The sequence below is a fragment of the Tabrizicola sp. genome (assembly GCF_051645465.1).
Classification (GTDB): domain Bacteria; phylum Pseudomonadota; class Alphaproteobacteria; order Rhodobacterales; family Rhodobacteraceae; genus Tabrizicola.
Genome location: NZ_JBOFBI010000089.1, coordinates 1 through 16971, shown reverse-complemented (window position 1 = coordinate 16971; position 16971 = coordinate 1). Strand labels below are relative to the sequence as shown.

At 63.9% G+C, this 16971-nt stretch carries 16 protein-coding genes and 1 pseudogene; 12 read left to right on the top strand and 5 right to left on the bottom strand.

Going from position 1 to position 16971, the window contains the following annotated elements:
• From ACRCSW_RS05905 to ACRCSW_RS05895, 3 genes and pseudogenes are all read right to left on the bottom strand, one after another.
• Window positions 1-139, bottom strand: a pseudogene (locus tag ACRCSW_RS05905) (flagellin); the annotation flags it as partial.
• 194 nt (window positions 140-333) lie between these two features.
• A complete protein-coding gene (locus ACRCSW_RS05900; RefSeq protein WP_438703402.1) occupies window positions 334-645 on the bottom strand; it encodes a hypothetical protein in 312 nt (103 codons plus the stop codon).
• A complete protein-coding gene (locus ACRCSW_RS05895; protein ID WP_438703400.1) occupies window positions 632-904 on the bottom strand; it encodes a rod-binding protein in 273 nt (90 codons plus the stop codon). Before ACRCSW_RS05895 ends, ACRCSW_RS05900 begins: the two co-directional genes overlap by 14 nt.
• A 108-nt stretch (window positions 905-1012) precedes the next feature.
• Here ACRCSW_RS05895 and ACRCSW_RS05890 point away from each other — a divergent pair, with 108 nt between their 5' ends.
• Together ACRCSW_RS05890 and ACRCSW_RS05885 are read left to right on the top strand one after the other, a co-directional pair.
• The gene (locus ACRCSW_RS05890; RefSeq protein ID WP_438703399.1) at window positions 1013-2995 is read left to right on the top strand and encodes a flagellar hook-length control protein FliK; all 1983 of its coding nucleotides are present in this window, start codon (window positions 1013-1015) and stop codon (window positions 2993-2995) included.
• A gap of 7 nt (window positions 2996-3002) precedes the next feature.
• On the top strand, window positions 3003-3659 hold the full coding sequence (locus ACRCSW_RS05885) for a flagellar hook capping FlgD N-terminal domain-containing protein (protein ID WP_438703398.1): 657 nt from the start codon (window positions 3003-3005) through the stop codon (window positions 3657-3659).
• Between the two features lie 77 nt (window positions 3660-3736).
• Here the strand turns inward: ACRCSW_RS05885 and ubiB are convergent, their stop codons facing one another.
• Together ubiB and ubiE are read right to left on the bottom strand one after the other, a co-directional pair.
• Entirely contained in the window at window positions 3737-5269 is a 1533-nt protein-coding gene (gene ubiB / locus ACRCSW_RS05880) for a 2-polyprenylphenol 6-hydroxylase (RefSeq protein WP_438703396.1), read from the bottom strand.
• Entirely contained in the window at window positions 5266-6021 is a 756-nt protein-coding gene (gene ubiE / locus ACRCSW_RS05875; RefSeq protein ID WP_438703394.1) for a bifunctional demethylmenaquinone methyltransferase/2-methoxy-6-polyprenyl-1,4-benzoquinol methylase UbiE, read from the bottom strand. Before ubiE ends, ubiB begins: the two co-directional genes overlap by 4 nt.
• A gap of 82 nt (window positions 6022-6103) precedes the next feature.
• Here ubiE and ACRCSW_RS05870 point away from each other — a divergent pair, with 82 nt between their 5' ends.
• The 10 genes from ACRCSW_RS05870 (at window position 6104) to gyrB (ending at window position 16901) form a co-directional block, all read left to right on the top strand.
• On the top strand, window positions 6104-6784 hold the full coding sequence (locus tag ACRCSW_RS05870; RefSeq protein ID WP_438703392.1) for a hypothetical protein: 681 nt from the start codon (window positions 6104-6106) through the stop codon (window positions 6782-6784).
• Window positions 6777-7628 (top strand): bifunctional DNA-formamidopyrimidine glycosylase/DNA-(apurinic or apyrimidinic site) lyase, encoded by an 852-nt coding sequence (mutM, locus tag ACRCSW_RS05865; protein WP_438703390.1) that lies wholly within the window; start codon window positions 6777-6779, stop codon window positions 7626-7628. The genes ACRCSW_RS05870 and mutM overlap by 8 nt, the downstream gene beginning before the upstream one ends.
• Window positions 7629-7687: 59 nt before the next feature.
• The gene (locus tag ACRCSW_RS05860) at window positions 7688-8464 is read left to right on the top strand and encodes an enoyl-CoA hydratase (RefSeq protein ID WP_438703389.1); all 777 of its coding nucleotides are present in this window, start codon (window positions 7688-7690) and stop codon (window positions 8462-8464) included.
• 232 nt (window positions 8465-8696) lie between these two features.
• Complete coding sequence (gene rpsT / locus ACRCSW_RS05855) at window positions 8697-8966, top strand: 30S ribosomal protein S20 (RefSeq protein ID WP_438703387.1); 270 nt, start codon at window positions 8697-8699, stop codon at window positions 8964-8966.
• Window positions 8967-9484: 518 nt separating this feature from the next.
• A complete protein-coding gene (gene dnaA, locus ACRCSW_RS05850) occupies window positions 9485-10837 on the top strand; it encodes a chromosomal replication initiator protein DnaA (RefSeq protein WP_438703385.1) in 1353 nt (450 codons plus the stop codon).
• A gap of 117 nt (window positions 10838-10954) precedes the next feature.
• Entirely contained in the window at window positions 10955-12073 is a 1119-nt protein-coding gene (gene dnaN, locus ACRCSW_RS05845; RefSeq protein ID WP_438703383.1) for a DNA polymerase III subunit beta, read from the top strand.
• 35 nt (window positions 12074-12108) lie between these two features.
• Window positions 12109-13200 (top strand): DNA replication/repair protein RecF, encoded by a 1092-nt coding sequence (gene recF / locus ACRCSW_RS05840; protein ID WP_438703382.1) that lies wholly within the window; start codon window positions 12109-12111, stop codon window positions 13198-13200.
• On the top strand, window positions 13197-13739 hold the full coding sequence (locus tag ACRCSW_RS05835) for a GNAT family N-acetyltransferase (RefSeq protein WP_438703380.1): 543 nt from the start codon (window positions 13197-13199) through the stop codon (window positions 13737-13739). The genes recF and ACRCSW_RS05835 overlap by 4 nt, the downstream gene beginning before the upstream one ends.
• A gap of 9 nt (window positions 13740-13748) precedes the next feature.
• Window positions 13749-14369, top strand: coding sequence for a LysE family translocator (locus tag ACRCSW_RS05830; protein WP_438703379.1), 621 nt, complete (start codon window positions 13749-13751; stop codon window positions 14367-14369).
• 81 nt (window positions 14370-14450) lie between these two features.
• On the top strand, window positions 14451-16901 hold the full coding sequence (gene gyrB / locus ACRCSW_RS05825; protein ID WP_438703377.1) for a DNA topoisomerase (ATP-hydrolyzing) subunit B: 2451 nt from the start codon (window positions 14451-14453) through the stop codon (window positions 16899-16901).
• The last annotated feature ends 70 nt before the right edge of the window (window positions 16902-16971 follow it).

The window sequence follows — 16971 nt, the reverse complement described above, 5'->3', positions numbered from 1 at the left end:
AGACGGCAGCATTGTCCTTGGCGGTGGCGACCGACTTGCCGGTCGCGATATCGGCCTGGGTCTTGTTCAGGTTGGCGTTGATGCCCTTCATCGTCTGCAGGGCAACCATCGCGCTGGTATTGGTCAGGATCGACGACATACTTCATTCCTTCGCATAAGGCCGCAGCTTTCACGGCCGAAAAAGCCACAAGGCGTGGCAGGATGGGCGTTCTGTCCGATGCCGCCGGTTCCCCGGAAGCGCCGCCCCGTCATGAGGCGCGATGTCAATGAAGCGCCAAAGCAGCTAACCAATTCCTAAATGCCCTCAGCGATTTGCCTGGCATTTGAATAAGTTCAGACCCTTCGGGCGGGATCGGGGCCAAGCGGCGCGATGGCCGCCTTCTGCCCGCGCGCGTTGTAGGTGGTAAGCGTGGGGCCGCGGGTGATTTCGGTCAGCCGGTGGCGGGCGGCCTTCACCCCACGGGTGGCTGCTTCAAGAAGCCGGGCGTTGCGGAGCGCCTTGTCGCGGAGGCGGCGGGTGGCGGCATCCGGCGTGAGCGCAGAGAGAGCGGTCTTGATCTGCGGGGTCAGCGCGCCAAGGGCGGCGAGGTCGCCGATCAGCAGGGCCTCGGCGGCGTGGTCGAGAAGGTCTTCAAGCAGCGCCACTCTCGGCCTCTACCATGGAGTTGAAGATGAGTTCGGCGAGGCCAAGCCCACCGTTCTGGACGATGAGCCGCGCCTGTTCCTGCCGGAGGAACGAGGTGAACTGCGCCTCCCCCTGGCCGCCCGCGAACGCGCCCTGTGTCTCGCCAAGGCCGCTATGGGCGAGCATTTCGGCAAGGAAGGTGGCCTCCAGCTCCTCGGCTTTCGACATAAGCTGCTCGTGCCGCGAGGGGGCGGGGGTAGTGATCGGTTGGATTTCCATCGGGCTCTCCGGATCAGTCGGATTTTCCGCAACGATCCGCGATGGGGGTAAAGAATGGGTAACTTCTTGCCGGGATAAAGGGGGCGTTGCGGCAGAAGTCGTGGGAACATGCAGAGCGTCCTTGCCATCCTTCCGTTTTCCCCCTTCCCGGCAGAGGCCCAGGCTGCGGCTGAGCCTGCGCCGGGTGACGGGTTTATGATGTCGTTCGGGGAGGTGCCGGTTGATGTGGCGGAAGGTGTCGGTCTGTTGTCCGATGCGATAGCCCCAAGTCTGGTCGCCCCCGCGTTCTGGGCTTTGGCCCCGGTGGGGCAGACGGGGGGCGAGGGGTCCCCTGTGGCTTTCGGCGATGGGGGGGCTGCTTCGATCGAGACAGCTCCAAACAAGGCATCATCAGTGCTCCTGGCGGGTGTAGAAAGGGCCGAGGCTGCAGCGGAAGCCCTGGTGGCAAGCCGCATCGCCGGTGGCGACGTGGTGGATAGTTTGACGCTGGAGGGCCTGAGCGGCCCGGTCCTGCCGGACGTTACTGGCCTGATCGCAAAAGCTCAGGAAAAGGGCATGGCCGGGCAGTCGGAGGAGAGCGCTGTGGCCGGGGCCGAAGGCGCGGTCAGGCAGATTTTCCGACCGGGGACCTTAGCCGATGACCTTGCTCTTGCAGTGGTTGACCGTAGACCGCAGCCGCGCGGAGGATTGGGTGAAAGCCGCGCCACTCATGCGACTGTGCCGATTCCAGAGCCCGCCACTGCGGTGCCGCCAGGTGCAACGATGCCGCCAAAGGACAGTGCTGCACCAACGGAGGCCGCACCGCCTGATCACACTGCGGTGGCGCCGGTTGCTCAGACTGAGCTGGTGGATCAGGCCGCGGTGCCACCGGCGAAGGTTATCCAGGGCTGGATGGAGACGCCGGGCACGACGGTCAAGGGCGCCGATCCGGTAGTCGAAAGGCTAGCCGAAGTCCCCGATCTGCTCTCTGGCTTCGCGCGGGGAGGGGCCGAACCACGGTCCGCCGCGCCAGAGATCAGCGACGTCCGACCGAAGGGCCCTGCCGCTGCACTGACTCGTCCAAGCCCGGACGCGTGGCAGGATCTCGCTGCCCCAGGCCCCGATCTTCCGGCGACGCCGAAGGTCCCTAATACGGCCTTGCGAATGCCAGCAGCGGCCACCTTTGCCTCGCAACCGCCGGCAGGGCTGCCGGAACCGTCGATCGCGCGTTTGGCCGCGCCCTCCGTCGCCGAGACCGAAGCTGATCTGCCTCCGCCGCTACCGTTGGAACTGCCCCCGGCAACCGCTGGGTTTTGGGAGCGTCTTCTGACCGGGCTTGCAGCGGGTCAAGCAGTCGAAACGCGCGCTCCCGGACAAGACGCAGTTGGTCCGGTTGCACTGTCACAAGATCTTGCCCTGATCGCGAGCGAGCCGGTGGTGGATGCGTCGTCATACGATTTGGGAGCAAAAGTCGGAACAACGGGCGCCGGAAAACCCGCAGAGGCCGGGTCGCCGGATGCCGCGCGTATGCTGCCGGGCAAGACCACGATGCCGCCCAGGCCGCCAGCAGCCTGGGCCGCGATGCCTATACTGGACCTTATCGCTGATGCAATCGATGAAGCCAGCGATGATCCGGCCCTCGCGCTAACCTCGCCCGTTGCCGCAGGCCTGCCGGGCGCGCCGGTCTCTGGCGCTGGGGTGGCGCCCGCAGCTTTCCCGATACCGCAGGTCGCAGCGCAGATTGCCGTTTCCCTGTCGCAAAGCGGGGACGGGGCGACCGAACTGGCGCTGTCGCCCGAGGAGCTTGGCCATGTCCGCCTGCGGCTGGAACCCGATGCTGCGAACCCGGACCGCATGGTGGTGATGATCAGCTTCGAGCGGCCCGAGACGCTGGACCTCTTCCGCCGCCATGCCGGGGAACTGGCCGAGGCGATCCGCTCTGCCGGATATTCGGGCGCCGACATCGGCTTTGGTCAGCACGGCAGCGGCAGCTCGCCAGACCGGAACGAGGGATCGGCCGGCCCGACGCCCCGAGCGCCGCATGACCAATCATCCCCAACCCCATCCGCCCCGGGCCTTGTGGCCGGGGCTTCCCTTGACCTGAGATTGTGAGGGCACCATGGACGTCAGCTCTATAACCACTTCCGCCACCCCGGCGGCCACTTCCACTTCGGCAACCAAGATCACTTCGGACTACACCACGTTCCTGAAGATGCTGACGGTCCAGATGCAGAATCAGGATCCGCTCAATCCAATTGAGTCCACAGACTATGCGGTGCAGCTTGCGACCTTCTCGGGCGTCGAGCAGCAAGTACGCACCAACGAGCTTCTGACAGACCTTCAAGGGCGGTTCCAGCAGCTTGGCATGGCGGAGATGGCAAGCTGGATCGGGAAGGAGGCGCGATCGAATGCGCCTGTGCACTATGCTGGAACGCCGGTCACCCTGTCACCGAACCCTGCCGTCGGGGCCAATCGCGCGGTCCTTGTGGTCAAGGACGCCGAGGGCAATCTGCTGTCCCGCGAGGAGATTCCGGTGAGCGTCGAGCCCTACAGCTGGCTCGGCGCCGGTGCGGATGGCGCGCCATTGCTGCCGGGAACTTATTCCATCGCGCTTGAGAGCCTGAACGGCGACACGGTGATCGATTCTCGGGCCGTCGAGCATTATGCACGCGTCATCGAAGCCCGGGGCGGACCGTCTGGCACAAAGCTTGTGCTGGAAGGCGGCGCCGAAGTTCTGGCGAGCGATGTGACCGCGCTACGTCTCCCGCCAGCCTGACACCGCTGGGCTGGGGGCCAAAAGTTCTCGAAAACTTTTGCAAATTCCTTCGAAGGAATTTGGCCCGACCCCGACCGTCAGATCATCCCGTCAACGAAGAACCCGGCCGCAAAGGCCGCCACAGCCAGAGCGATCCAGAGGATCGGACCCAGGACCCGTCGCGGGCGGGCCGGCGGCGTTGCGGGGTTCCCAGCGCGGATCAGCTGGGCCTCGACCAACGCCGGAAGCTTTGGCCCGAATCGCGCCAGGACCCGCGCCGTCTTGAACAGATCGCGAAGCAGCGCTTTTGGCCCGATGTTCTCCTTGATGTAGCGCTCGACGATGGGGCGGGCGATTTCCCAGATGTTGATATGCGGATCAAGCGACCGCGCCACGCCTTCGACCACCACCATCGTGCGCTGTAGAAGGATGAGTTCGGTCCGCGTCTCCATCCCGAAGCGTTCGGTCACCTCGAAAAGATAGGCGAGAAGGCGGGCCATCGAGATGCGGCTCGCATCCATCCCGAAGATCGGCTCGCCCACAGCCCGGAGTGCGCGGGCAAATTCGTCGATGTCGCGATCGGGGGGCACATAGCCCGCCTCGAAATGCACCTCGGCGACCCGGCGGTAGTCCTTGCGGATGAAGCCCATCAGGATCTCGGCGTAGACCCGGCGGGTGTATTCGTCGATCCGCCCCATGATCCCGAAGTCATAGGCGATGATGTCACCGTTCGCCGCGATCTTCAGGTTCCCCTGATGCATGTCGGCGTGGAAGAACCCGTCGCGGAGCGCATGGCTCAGGAAAAGCTGCAGGACACGGGAGCCGAGGACCCGGCGGTCATGACCGGCGGCGTCGATCTCGGCAATGTCGTTCAGCCCGATGCCTTCGGCCCAGCCCAGCGTCATCACGTTACGGCTGGAGAGGAACCAGTGCGGCTTCGGGACCTGAAAGCCTTCGTCTTTCGCCGTATTGGCCGCGAATTCCGCCGCGGCCGAGGATTCGAGCCGCAGGTCCAGCTCTCCCATCACAACGCCTTCGAAATGCTGGATCACTTCGACCGGGCGCAGGCGGCGGGAGAACGGCGCCAGGCGCGCAATCCAGCGGGCGGCTAGGTAGAAGGCGTCGATGTCCTTGCGGAAGGCGCGCTCGATGCCTGGGCGCAGAACCTTGACCGCGACGTCTTCGCCCGTATCCGCCAGCCGGGCCCGGTGGACCTGGGCGATGGACGCGGCGGCCACGGGTTCGGAGAACTCGCTGAAGATCGTCGATACCGGCAGCTCCAGCTCGGCCTCGATCATCTTCTTCGCAGTGGCGGTGGGGAAGGGCGGCAGCTTGTCCTGCAGGTACTTGAGCTGCTGTGCAAGCTCCTCGCCCACGATGTCGGGGCGGGTCGAAAGCACCTGGCCGAACTTGATGTAGGCGGGGCCGAGGGCGGTGAGGGCACGGGTGGCGGGCGGCAGGTCGAGGTCGCCCCTCAGGCCCAGCCACTTGAACGGCCAGCCCAGCATCCGCGCGGCAAAGCGGAGGCGCGGCGGGGCGCGGAAGGCCTCAAGCACCACATCCATGGCGCCTGTGCGTTCCAGGGTGGCGCCCGTCCGGATCAGCCGGATGATGTTGTGGGGACCTTTCACAGTTTCCAGCCGGAATGGAGCGCTGCGATACCCATGGTCAGGTTGCGGTATTTCACCTGGCCGAAGCCCGCCTCGCGGATCATCGCGGCGAAGCTGTCCTGATCTGGGAACTTGCGGATCGACTCGACGAGGTACTGGTAGCTGGCGCGGTCCCCGGCCACGACCTGGCCCATCGCCGGGATCACGTTGAAGGAATAGACGTCGTAGGCCTTCTGCATCAGGTCGTTGGGGATGCGCGAGAACTCCAGCACAATGAGCCGCCCGCCGGGTTTGAGGACGCGGTAGGCCTCGGCCAGCGCATCAGGGATGCGGGTCACGTTCCTTATGCCGAAGGAAATCGTGTAGGTGTCAAAGCTTGCGTCCGGAAAGGGCAGGGCCATCGCGTCGCCCACCACCCAGTCGAGGCTTTCGGCAAGCTTCTCGGCCTCGGCGCGCTTGCGGCCTTCTGCCAGCATCGGCTCGGTCATGTCGCAGACGACCGCCGTCGCCCCCGGTGCGCGTTTCAGGAACCGGAAGGCGACGTCGCCCGTCCCGCCAGCCACGTCCAGAAGCCGCTGGCCCGACCGGGGCGCCAGCCAGTCCATCATCGCGTCCTTCCAGACGCGGTGGATGCCCATCGACATCAGGTCGTTCATCACGTCGTATTTCGAGGCCACGCGGCTGAAGACGCCATGCACCATCCCGGCCTTTTCGGCCTCGGGCACCTCCTGGTTGCCGAAGTGGGTGGTCTTCTCGTCCGAACGCTGCGTCATAGGATGCTGCCCAATTGTCGCCCGCATCGAGTTATACCGAAGCAGGCAAAAGGAAAACCATCTCGTTACGAAAGCCCCGCACATGCACCCGGAAGACCTTTCTGCCATCAGCAGCGTGATCTCTCAGATGCTGCTGGGCGTGCTGTTTGTGGTCGGTGTCATTGCGTTGCGGGTCTATCTGTTCTGGCGCAGATTAAACCGACGGCGGCAGGACATCGAACGACACAACGACGCAGGCACGATCGGACCGACCGGGCTGGTCCAGGGTGCGGTCCTGCCGTGGCATTATGACCAGCTGGCCCATGTCGGCACCGGGGGACAGGCCGCAGTGTCGCTTGACCAGCGAGTGCTGAAGCCGTCGGTCGGCGTCAAGCTCTTCGTTCTCGGGCTTTGCGCAGCGATGATGTACTTTGTGACCCAGGTAACCGGCCAGCAGGGCGAGCTGCAGACCGTCGATCCGGGCACCTATGGCGCGATCATGAACGCCATCTGCCTGTTCGCGGCTTTGAACGGCGTGGTCTATATCTTCACTTTCGAAACGCGCTATGATCGCGACATGCTGATCGTGACCCGGATGATGTTCGTCCGGCGCGAGTATCGCTGGAAGAACTTGTGGCGGATCGCGGATGACGGGGCCTATGAGCTGCATCTCTTCTTCGAACCGGGCGGCAAGGCCAAGGTCTTGAAGCACAGCGTCGGTATCGAGGAATTCAAGGACTTCGCGCTGGCCCAGATCCGGCGGAACCGAACCGCGAATGCCTGAGCTTCCCGAGGTCGAAACCGTCCGCCGCGGCCTGTCGCCGGTGATGGAGGGCGTCGTCATCGCGCGGGCCGAGGTCAACAGGCCGGACCTGCGCTGGCCCTTGCCCGAACGGATGGCCGAACGGTTGACGGGGCGGCGGGTGATCGCTCTTCGGCGGAGGTCGAAGTACATTCTGGCCGATCTCGACAGTGGCGAGACGCTGCTGATCCATCTGGGGATGTCGGGGCGGATGCTGATCTCGGGCGCGCAGATCGGCGCGTTCTACCATGACCATCCGGCACCCCAGAAACACGACCATGTCGTCCTGCACATGCAGGGCGGCGCGTGGGTCACCTTCAACGACGCCCGCCGCTTCGGGGCGATGGATCTGATGCCGACCGCTTCCGCCCATGATCACCCGCTGCTTGCGGGCCTTGGGCCCGAGCCGTTCGGCAATGACTTCAACGAGCCCTATCTCGCCGCACGTCTCAAGGGCCGGAAGACGCCGATCAAGGCCGCCCTTCTGGACCAGCGCGTCGTCGCGGGTCTGGGCAATATCTATGTCGCCGAAACGCTTTACCGGGCAAGGGTAAGCCCCCTTCGTCTGGCCGGAGACCTGAAGCCAAAGACGGTCGGCAGCCTTGTCCCGGTGATCCGCGAAGTCCTGGCAGAAGCGATCGAGGCGGGCGGCTCGTCTTTGCGCGACTTTCGGCAGGCGAATGGCGAGCTTGGCTATTTCTCCAAGCATTTTCAAGTCTATGACCGTGAAGGCGAACCCTGCGAAACCCCCGGCTGCAAGGGCACCATAACGCGGACTGTGCAATCCGGCCGCTCGTCCTTCTGGTGCCCGTCCTGTCAGAGGTGACTTGCCATCGCAGCGTTTGGTGCTAGGAGTCTCCGCGACTGCCGAGAGCGGAGCCTCAGATGGCCTATGAAACGCTGATCGTCGAGATCGAAGACTATGTCTCGCTGATCCGACTGAACCGCCCCGATGCCATGAACGCCCTGAATTCGATGCTGATGCGCGAGCTTGCGGCTGCCGTCGCCGCTGCCGAAGCGAACGACAAGGTGCGATGCATCGTCATCACCGGCTCGGACAAGGCTTTCGCCGCAGGGGCCGATGTCCGCGAGATGGCCGAGAAAAGCTTTATCGATGTCTTCTTCGACGACATGTTTGCCTCCGAAGTCGCAGTCCTGACCAAGGCCCGCAAACCGATGATTGCAGCCGTGGCCGGGTACTGTCTTGGCGGGGGGTGCGAGCTGGCGATGATCTGCGATTTCATCATTGCCGCCGATACGGCCAAGTTCGGCCAGCCGGAAATCAACCTTGGTGTCGTCGCGGGCCTTGGCGGCACGCAGCGGCTGACCCGCGCGGTCGGCAAGTCGAAGTCGATGGACATGCATCTGACGGGCCGCTTCATGGAGGTGGCCGAGGCTGAACGCTGTGGCCTCGTTTCGCGGGTTGTGCCGGCAAAGTCGTTGCTCGAAGAGGCGATGAAGGCTGCGCAGAAGATTGTCGAGAAGTCGGCTATCACTGCCATGGTGGTCAAAGAGACGGTGAACCGTGCGCAGGAAACCACGCTTTCCGAAGGTCTGCTGTTCGAGCGCCGCATGTTCCACGCGCTCTTTGCGACGGAAGATCAGAAGGAAGGCATGGCGGCGTTCCTGGAAAAGCGCCAGCCGCAGTTCCGCGACCGCTAGGGGCCCCTCCTCGTTCGACTTCGTCTCCTCGTCGGATGGCCCGCCCGCGAGGAGTGGACGAAGTCCATCGACGAGCAGCCCGTTGGGGGCTTTCCTTTGCAGCACTTATCCCCTATAGGCCAGCGGCACATGCGCGTGGGCCCGCTTAGGCAAGAATCACTCCCGACCTCTGGTTGGGGTCTTGTGGTCTTTCGTGCGACGATTTGAAACCGATAGACCCAAGGAAGCCATAATGGCCAATACCGAACAGTCCAAGAAACGCGCCCGCCAGTCCGAGGCGCGTTATGCCGTGAACAAGGCGCGTCGCTCGCGCATCCGCACTTTCCTGCGCAAGGTCGAAGAAGCGATCGCCTCGGGCGATGCTGCCGCTGCCGAGGCCGCGCTGAAGGCCGCTCAGCCGGAACTTGCCCGGGGTGTGACCAAGGGCGTGCTGCACAAGAACACCGTCGCCCGGAAGATGTCGCGGCTCTCGTCGCGCGTCAAAGGCGTTGCGAAGGCCTGAGGCCTGACCGATTCTTTTCGACTGCAAGGGCGCACTCGCAAGAGTTGCGCCCTTCGGCGTTCTTGTGCCTTCCAGACGAGCCATTCCGGCTCTCCGTTGCCGATTTGCACAGGGCACCGGATTCGATTTGCGGGAAGCTCTGTCAAGCGCGTTGTTCGGTTGCAGAGTTCGCGCGCGGCTTGCTAGCGTAGGGCTGCGATTCACTTCGTCTTGGGGGACAAGAACGGGTCGCAAAAGGAAAGCTGCTGCACGGGTTGGGCGCCGATATCGTCGCCTTATCTGAGTTTTTCGTTTGCGATCAAAGCGTTGGAGGCGGCATTCAAGCTGCCCCTTCACATGTGGCAAGGGATGCTGGTCGCCTGGCATTTCTCTTGCCCGTTGTTCTGTCTCACAGACAAGCCTGTTGTCCGTTGCGCCCTTTGGCGCAAGGGGGCTTGGTCGAAGTGGTTCGTCCAGTAAAGAAACAGGGCAGGATCGGCGCAGTTGCCGCCGGGCCGTAGATATTGGCAGGTTGAAGAATGACAAACGAAACCTGGGGGCAGGTCCGTGAAGAGCTTATCAAGCGCGTAGGCAAGAACAACTACGTCACCTGGATCGAACCCCTGAAGCTTTCCCTGCTCAAGAACGGTGTTGCCCGGTTCGAAGTTCCAACGATCTTTTTCGGTGACTGGGTCCAGCGCAACTATGCCGACCACATCCGCTCGCAACTCGTCAGCGCAGGCGAACCTGTCGACCGCGTCGAATTTGCCGTGGGCAAGGTTGCCGCGCCGCGTGCGCCTGCCGCGAAAGTCGCCGCCAAGACTGCCCGCGCCCGCCCCTCAGACGAAGAGCTTCCCGGCGCGCCGCTGGATGCCCGCTTCACTTTCGACAGTTTCGTCGTCGGCAAACCGAACGAGCTTGCGCATGCCGCCGCCCGTCGTGTGGCCGAAGGCGGCCCGGTGACGTTCAACCCGCTCTTCCTTTATGGCGGCGTCGGCCTTGGCAAGACCCACCTGATGCATGCCATCGCGCATGAGCTTCAGGCCCGCCGGCCCGATCTTCGCGTGCTCTATCTGTCGGCCGAGCAGTTCATGTACCGCTTCGTCCAGGCGCTCCGCGAACGCCAGGTCATGGATTTCAAAGAGATGTTCCGGTCGGTCGATGTGCTGATGGTCGATGACGTGCAGTTCATCGCCGGCAAGGATTCCACGCAGGAAGAATTCTTCCACACGTTCAACGCGTTGGTCGATGCGAACAAGCAGATCGTGATTTCCGCCGACCGCGCGCCGGGTGAGATCAAGGACCTGGAAGAACGCATCAAGTCCCGCCTGCAATGCGGCCTTGTCGTCGACCTGCATCCGACCGATTACGAACTCCGGCTCGGTATCCTGCAGCAGAAGGTCGAATACTACCGCAGCCAGTACCGCGGCCTCGTCCTCGCCGATGGCGTGCTGGAGTTTCTGGCCCACCGGATCACCACCAATGTCCGCGTGCTTGAAGGCGCCCTGACCCGGCTTTTTGCTTTCGCGTCGCTCGTGGGCCGCGAAATCACGCTCGACCTCGCGCAGGACTGTCTGGCCGACATCCTCCGCTCCTCCGACCGCAAGCTCTCCATCGAGGAAATCCAGCGCAAGGTGGCCGAGCATTACAACGTCCGTCTCTCGGACCTTATCGGCCCGAAGCGGCTGCGCAACATCGCCCGGCCGCGGCAGGTGGCGATGTATCTTTCAAAGCAGCTGACTCCGCGCAGCCTCCCCGAGATCGGGCGCCGTTTCGGGGGCCGCGACCACACCACGATCATGCATGGCGTGCGCAAGATCGAAGAACTGATGACCACCGACAGCCAGCTGGCCGATGATCTGCAGCTTCTGCGTCGCTTGCTGCAGGGGTGACGGCGCGCCACCCTTGACGGACCCTGGAAACCTCCGCACAGTCTCGGCAACACTTGTGAACCGGTGGAAACCGGATAAATTCGGCGTCCCTTTAAAGGGTCCGCAGGGGGAAGTCAGATGAAGCTCTCGATCGAACGCGCCACTCTCTTGAAGGCGCTTGCTCAGGCGCAGTCGGTTGTCGAACGCCGCAACACGATCCCGATCCTCGCGAACGTGCTGATCGAGGCGGAGGGATCGCAGGTATCCCTGCGCGCGACCGACCTCGATATCGAGGTTGTCGACCGCGCCGATGCGATGGTCGAACGTGCCGGGGCGACAACGGTGTCGGCGGTGATGCTGCATGAAATCGTGCGGAAACTGCCGGACGGGGCGCTGGTGAACCTGTCAGAAGATGCCGCTTCGGGTCGGCTCACCATCACTGCGGGAAGGTCCACCTTCAGCCTGGCCACGCTTCCGAAGGAAGACTTCCCGGTCATGGCAACCAGCGAGTATTCCTCGAATTTCTCGGCCAAGGCCGCTGACCTGCGCCGCCTCTTCGACAAGGCGAAGTTCGCCATTTCGACCGAAGAGACCCGCTACTACCTGAACGGCGTCTACATGCACGTGTCGCAAGGCGACAGCGGCAAGGTCCTGCGCTGCGTCGCGACCGATGGTCACCGCCTGGCAAGGATTGATGCTCCGTTGCCCGAGGGCGCCGATGGGATGCCGGGCGTGATCGTACCGCGCAAGACGGTGGGAGAGCTGCGAAAACTCCTCGACGATGACGACGCCACCATCGCCGTTTCGGTTTCCGAAACGAAAGTTCGCTTTGCGACTCCTGCGATCATGCTGACCTCGAAGGTCATCGATGGCACCGTCCCCGATTACACCCGTGTCATCCCGACCGGAAACACCCGGAAGCTGGAAGTTGACGCCTCGGAGTTCGCGAAGGCCGTCGACCGCGTGGCGACGGTGTCCTCCGAACGCTCCCGCGCCGTGAAGCTGTCGCTCGAAGAAGACCGGCTGGTCCTTTCGGTGAATTCGCCGGACAGCGGCGCTGCCGAGGAAGAACTGGCCGTAGCCTACGGCGATGAGCGGTTGGAGATCGGCTTCAACGCCAAATACCTTCTGGAAATCGCAAGCCAGGTCGACCGCGAAAATGCTGTTTTCCTCTTCAACTCCGCCGCGGACCCCACGCTGATGCGCGAAGGCAATGACACTTCGGCGGTTTACGTCGTCATGCCGATGCGGGTCTGACCCGGGATAAACGCCGCCGCTGAAAGGAAAATCCCGTGGGCGGTCTGGCGATCGAAACCCTCGCCCTGTCGCATTTCCGCAGCCACCGCGCTGCACGGCTGGCGTTCGACGGTCGTCCCGTAGCGCTGGTCGGGCCGAATGGGGCGGGCAAGACCAACGTGCTGGAGGCGGTCTCGCTTCTATCCCCCGGTCGGGGTCTTCGTCGCGCTGCAGCCGAAGACCTGGCCCGTCGGCCCGAGGCGCTTGGCTGGAAGGTTTCGGCCTCCGTTCAGGGGCTGTCCAGCGCGCATGAGCTGGAGACCTGGGCTGAACCGGGCGAAACGCGGCAGGTCCGGATCGACGGCAAAGCTGCTACACAAGGAAGCCTCGGACGGGTGTTGCGTGTCCTTTGGCTGGTTCCGGCGATGGACCGGCTGTGGATCGAAGCTGCCGAGGGCCGCCGCCGCTTCCTGGACCGGATGACGCTCAGCTTCTTCCCTGACCATGCCGAACACTCGCTCACATACGAAAAGGCGATGCGGGACCGGAACCGGCTGATCAAGGACCAGGTGAGCGACGCGCACTGGTACGCGGCCCTTGAGGCCCAGATGGCCGAGGCCGGGCAAGAGATCACTAGGCATCGCCGCGCCGCCATAGCCCGCATCGCAACCGCCGCCGATCCTGCCAGCGCCTTTCCGTCCGCTGGCCTTACCCTTACCGGCCCCGAGGGGAGCGAGGAGCCCGAAGACCTTGCGATGGCGCTTGCCGAAAGCCGCCGCCGCGACATCGCCGCCGGCCGCACGCTTGTAGGCCCGCATCGCGCCGACCTTCTCGCCCGCTATACCGCCAAGGACACCCCCGCCGACCAATGCTCGACCGGGGAGCAGAAGGCGCTTCTGATCAGCCTCATTCTTGCCAACGCCCGCGCCCTGGCGCAGGACCTGGGTCGCGCTCCTATCCTCCTTCTGGACGAGGTCGCCGCACATCTCGATGCCGACCGCCGTGCCGCGCTCTACGATGAGATCTGCGCCTTGGGCGCACAGGCGCTGATGACCGGCACAGAGCTGGAGCTCTTTTCGGCTCTTGGCGACCGCGGGCAGACCATCCGCATCACTGAAGACCACGGCATGTCCAGGATCGCGCAATGACGTCAGTTCCAACGATCGAGAGAATTAACGAGCATTCGCTCACAAATGCAGACGAAGCAGCAATCGCAACGCTTCTCAAGCGCTGCTTCACGACCGATTTCGGTGGCCGAAGCTTCTTCCAGACCCGCCACAGCTGGCGGCACGTCATCCGGCAGGATGCTCGCATGGTTGCTCACCTGGCTGTGCAGCTTCGCGCAGTACGCCTTGGCGACCAGCTTCTCACGGTCGCCGGAATTGCGGATGTGGCGACCGACCCCGACTTTCGCGGTCGGGGCTTCGCCGCGGCCCTGGTGCAGTCGGCCCTGACCGACGCACGCCGCTCTCCGGCAAGTCACGCGCTGCTGTTCGGCACTGCCGCACTTTACCCGGCCGCTGGCTTCCGACCCGCCAGAAATCCAATGCTTTACATCAACTTGACTGGCGCACGCACGGGCGAGCTTCGGCGCAGCGAGAACGCCAAGTACCTGCAAGTCTATGACCTTGCGGACATCGCCTGGGACGAGACCCAGGTCCTCGACCTCCTCGGCGGACTGTTCTAAGACAGGCGAATGACCGTCACCCTCTGGCAGCTTTGGCTTTACGCGCTTGGCATGGCGGCCCTTTGGGCGGTTCCCGGCCCGGTCTGGGTCGCGCTGACTGCCCGTGCGCTCGCCTTCGGAATGCGCGGGGCGTGGCCGCTTGCCGTTGGCGTGGCGCTTGGCGACCTGATCTGGCCGCTCGCCGCGATCTTCGGGCTAAGCTGGATCCTGTCGCTTTACGGCGACTTCCTGTCGGCCCTGCGGTGGGTGGCGGCGGCTGTCTTCCTGGCAATGGGCGTCCTCCTTATCCGCAAACCCGCCGCCAGTATCGACGCCGACAGCCGGCTTACCCGGCCGGGGGCCTGGGCCGGTTTTGCGGTCGGCGTGGCAGCGGTGATCGGCAACCCCAAGGCGATCCTCTTTTACATGGGCGTCCTGCCCGGCTTCTTCGACCTCGCCCGCGTCACCGCACCCGACATCGTCGCGATCCTCCTCATCTCGGCCCTGATCCCGATGCTTGGAAACCTCGGGCTCGCCTGGTTCCTGGACCGCGCCCGCCGCCTTCTTTCCAGCCCCGCGGCGATGCGTCGGCTGAACATCGCGTCGGGCTGCCTGCTGATCGCCGTCGGCCTTGTAATCCCCTTCACCTGACCACCAAATCTTGTGGCCAAGGGGTGACATTCCCCGCCCGAACCGCTATAAATCGCGGGCAACGACAAGGGTTTCCCACGCATGGCTGACCAGCCCAAGAATGGGGCCGATTACGGCGCCGATTCCATCAAAGTTCTCAAAGGCTTAGAAGCGGTCCGCAAGCGGCCCGGCATGTACATCGGCGACACCGATGACGGCTCGGGTCTGCACCATATGGTCTACGAAGTTGTCGACAACGGCATCGACGAAGCGCTGGCCGGTCACGCCACCGAAGTCGTGGTGAAAATCCACGCCGATGACAGCGTTTCCGTCCGTGACAACGGCCGCGGAATCCCGGTCGACATCCACCAGGAAGAGGGCGTCTCGGCCGCTGAGGTCATCATGACGCAGCTCCATGCGGGCGGGAAATTCAACAACACGGATGAGGGTGGGAACGCCTACAAGGTCTCGGGCGGCCTGCACGGTGTGGGCGTGTCCGTCGTCAACGCGCTTTCCGAATGGCTGGAGCTTGTCGTCTGGCGCAACGACACCGAATACCGCGCCCGGTTCGAACATGGCGACTGCGTCGAGCATGTCCACCCTGTCGGCCCCGCGCCGGGCATGCGCGGAACCCAGGTGCGGTTCCTTGCGTCCGCGAAAACGAACATTCCCGAAGGAACGTTCAGCAACCTCGATTACAGCTTCAAGACCTTGGAACACCGCCTGCGAGAGCTGGCTTTCCTGAATTCGGGCGTCCGGATCATCATCGAAGACGAACGCCACGCCGAACCGCAGCGGGTAGAGCTTTTCTACGAAGGCGGCGTGCGGGAGTTCGTCAAGTACATCGACCGGTCGAAAACCCCGGTGATGCCCGACCCGATCTACATGATCGGCGAAAGAAACGGCATTGGCGTCGAAGTCGCGATGTGGTGGAACGACAGCTACCACGAAACCGTACTGCCGTTCACAAACAACATCCCGCAGCGTGACGGCGGCACTCACATGGCCGGATTCCGGGGCGCCTTGACCCGGACGATCACCAGCTACGCCCAGACTTCCGGCATCGCCAAACGCGAGAAGATCGATTTCACCGGCGACGACGCTCGGGAAGGCCTCACTTGCGTGCTGTCAGTCAAGGTGCCTGATCCGAAGTTCTCGTCCCAGACGAAAGACAAGCTGGTCAGCTCCGAAGTCCGGCCGGCGGTGGAAAACCTGGTCAACGAAAAGCTGGGCGAATGGTTCGAGGAAAACCCCGGCCCCGCAAAGATCATTGTCGGCAAGATCATCGAGGCGGCGCTTGCCCGCGAAGCGGCCCGCAAGGCCCGCGAACTGACCCGCCGGAAGACTGCTCTCGACGTGGCCTCCCTGCCCGGCAAACTCGCCGACTGCCAGGAACGCGACCCGGCGAAGTCCGAGCTTTTCCTTGTCGAGGGCGACAGCGCCGGCGGCAGCGCCAAACAGGGCCGGAGCCGGGCAAACCAGGCCGTCCTCCCCCTGCGCGGCAAAATCCTGAACGTCGAACGCGCGCGGTTCGACCGGATGCTCTCCAGCCAGGAAATCGGCACGCTGATCACTGCCCTTGGCACCGGGATCGGACGGGACGAATTCGACATCGGCAAGCTGCGCTACCACAAGGTCGTCATCATGACCGACGCCGACGTCGACGGCGCGCATATCCGGACGCTTCTGCTGACGTTCTTCTTCCGTCAGATGCCCGCGCTTATCGAGGGCGGCTATCTCTACATCGCGCAGCCGCCGCTTTACAAAGTCGCGCGCGGCAAGTCCGAGGTCTACCTCAAGGACCAGCCGGCACTTGAGGACTACCTGATCGAGATGGGCACCGACGGGGCCGTCTTGCGGCTGGTCGACAATCAAGAGATCGCCGGAAACGACCTTGCCCGCGTCATCGAAGGGGCGCGCCAGTTCCGCCGGGTACTCGATGCCTTCCCGACTCACTACCCCCGCCCAATCCTGGAGCAGGCAGCCCTGGCGAGCGCTTTCGAACCAGGAAAGGCCGACGCCGACCTTCAGGCCGTGGCCGACACCGTTGCCAAACGGCTGAACCTTATCGCGCCCGAGTTCGAGCGCGGCTGGCAAGGTCGGATCACACAGGATCACGGCATCCGCCTGTCCCGCATTCTGCGTGGGGTCGAAGAGCTTCGCACCCTGGACGGTGCGGTCCTCCGCTCGTCCGAAGCACGCCGCCTCTCGCACCTCGCAGGCCAGCACCGCGACGTCTACCGCGAACCCGCGCGCCTCGTTCGCAAAGACCGCGATCAGCTGATCCACGGACCGATCGACCTTCTGAAATCAATCCTGGCCGAAGGTGAAAAGGGCCTTTCGCTGCAGCGCTACAAGGGCCTGGGCGAGATGAACCCCGATCAGCTCTGGGAGACCACCCTCGACCCCGAGGCGCGGACCCTGCTGCAGGTCAAGGTCGATGATCTGGCCGAAGCGGATGACATCTTCTCCAAGCTTATGGGCGATGTCGTGGAACCCCGGCGTGAGTTCATCCAGCAGAACGCCCTCAGCGTCGAACATCTGGATTTCTGACGGGGGCTGGTCGCCTTGGTCCCTTCGTGGCAGAGTTCGCGCGAGTGACCGCAAAAGGGGTGGGCTATGG

Coding starts and splice junctions, on each gene's coding strand:
- ACRCSW_RS05895 (WP_438703400.1), bottom strand. CDS start 904: ATGGAAATCCAACCGATCACTACCCCCGCCCCCTCGCGGCACGAGCAG.
- ACRCSW_RS05890 (WP_438703399.1), top strand. CDS start 1,013: ATGCAGAGCGTCCTTGCCATCCTTCCGTTTTCCCCCTTCCCGGCAGAG.
- ACRCSW_RS05885 (WP_438703398.1), top strand. CDS start 3,003: ATGGACGTCAGCTCTATAACCACTTCCGCCACCCCGGCGGCCACTTCC.
- ubiE (WP_438703394.1), bottom strand. CDS start 6,021: ATGACGCAGCGTTCGGACGAGAAGACCACCCACTTCGGCAACCAGGAG.
- ACRCSW_RS05870 (WP_438703392.1), top strand. CDS start 6,104: ATGCACCCGGAAGACCTTTCTGCCATCAGCAGCGTGATCTCTCAGATG.
- mutM (WP_438703390.1), top strand. CDS start 6,777: ATGCCTGAGCTTCCCGAGGTCGAAACCGTCCGCCGCGGCCTGTCGCCG.
- ACRCSW_RS05860 (WP_438703389.1), top strand. CDS start 7,688: ATGGCCTATGAAACGCTGATCGTCGAGATCGAAGACTATGTCTCGCTG.
- rpsT (WP_438703387.1), top strand. CDS start 8,697: ATGGCCAATACCGAACAGTCCAAGAAACGCGCCCGCCAGTCCGAGGCG.
- dnaA (WP_438703385.1), top strand. CDS start 9,485: ATGACAAACGAAACCTGGGGGCAGGTCCGTGAAGAGCTTATCAAGCGC.
- dnaN (WP_438703383.1), top strand. CDS start 10,955: ATGAAGCTCTCGATCGAACGCGCCACTCTCTTGAAGGCGCTTGCTCAG.
- ACRCSW_RS05835 (WP_438703380.1), top strand. CDS start 13,197: ATGACGTCAGTTCCAACGATCGAGAGAATTAACGAGCATTCGCTCACA.
- ACRCSW_RS05830 (WP_438703379.1), top strand. CDS start 13,749: ATGACCGTCACCCTCTGGCAGCTTTGGCTTTACGCGCTTGGCATGGCG.
- gyrB (WP_438703377.1), top strand. CDS start 14,451: ATGGCTGACCAGCCCAAGAATGGGGCCGATTACGGCGCCGATTCCATC.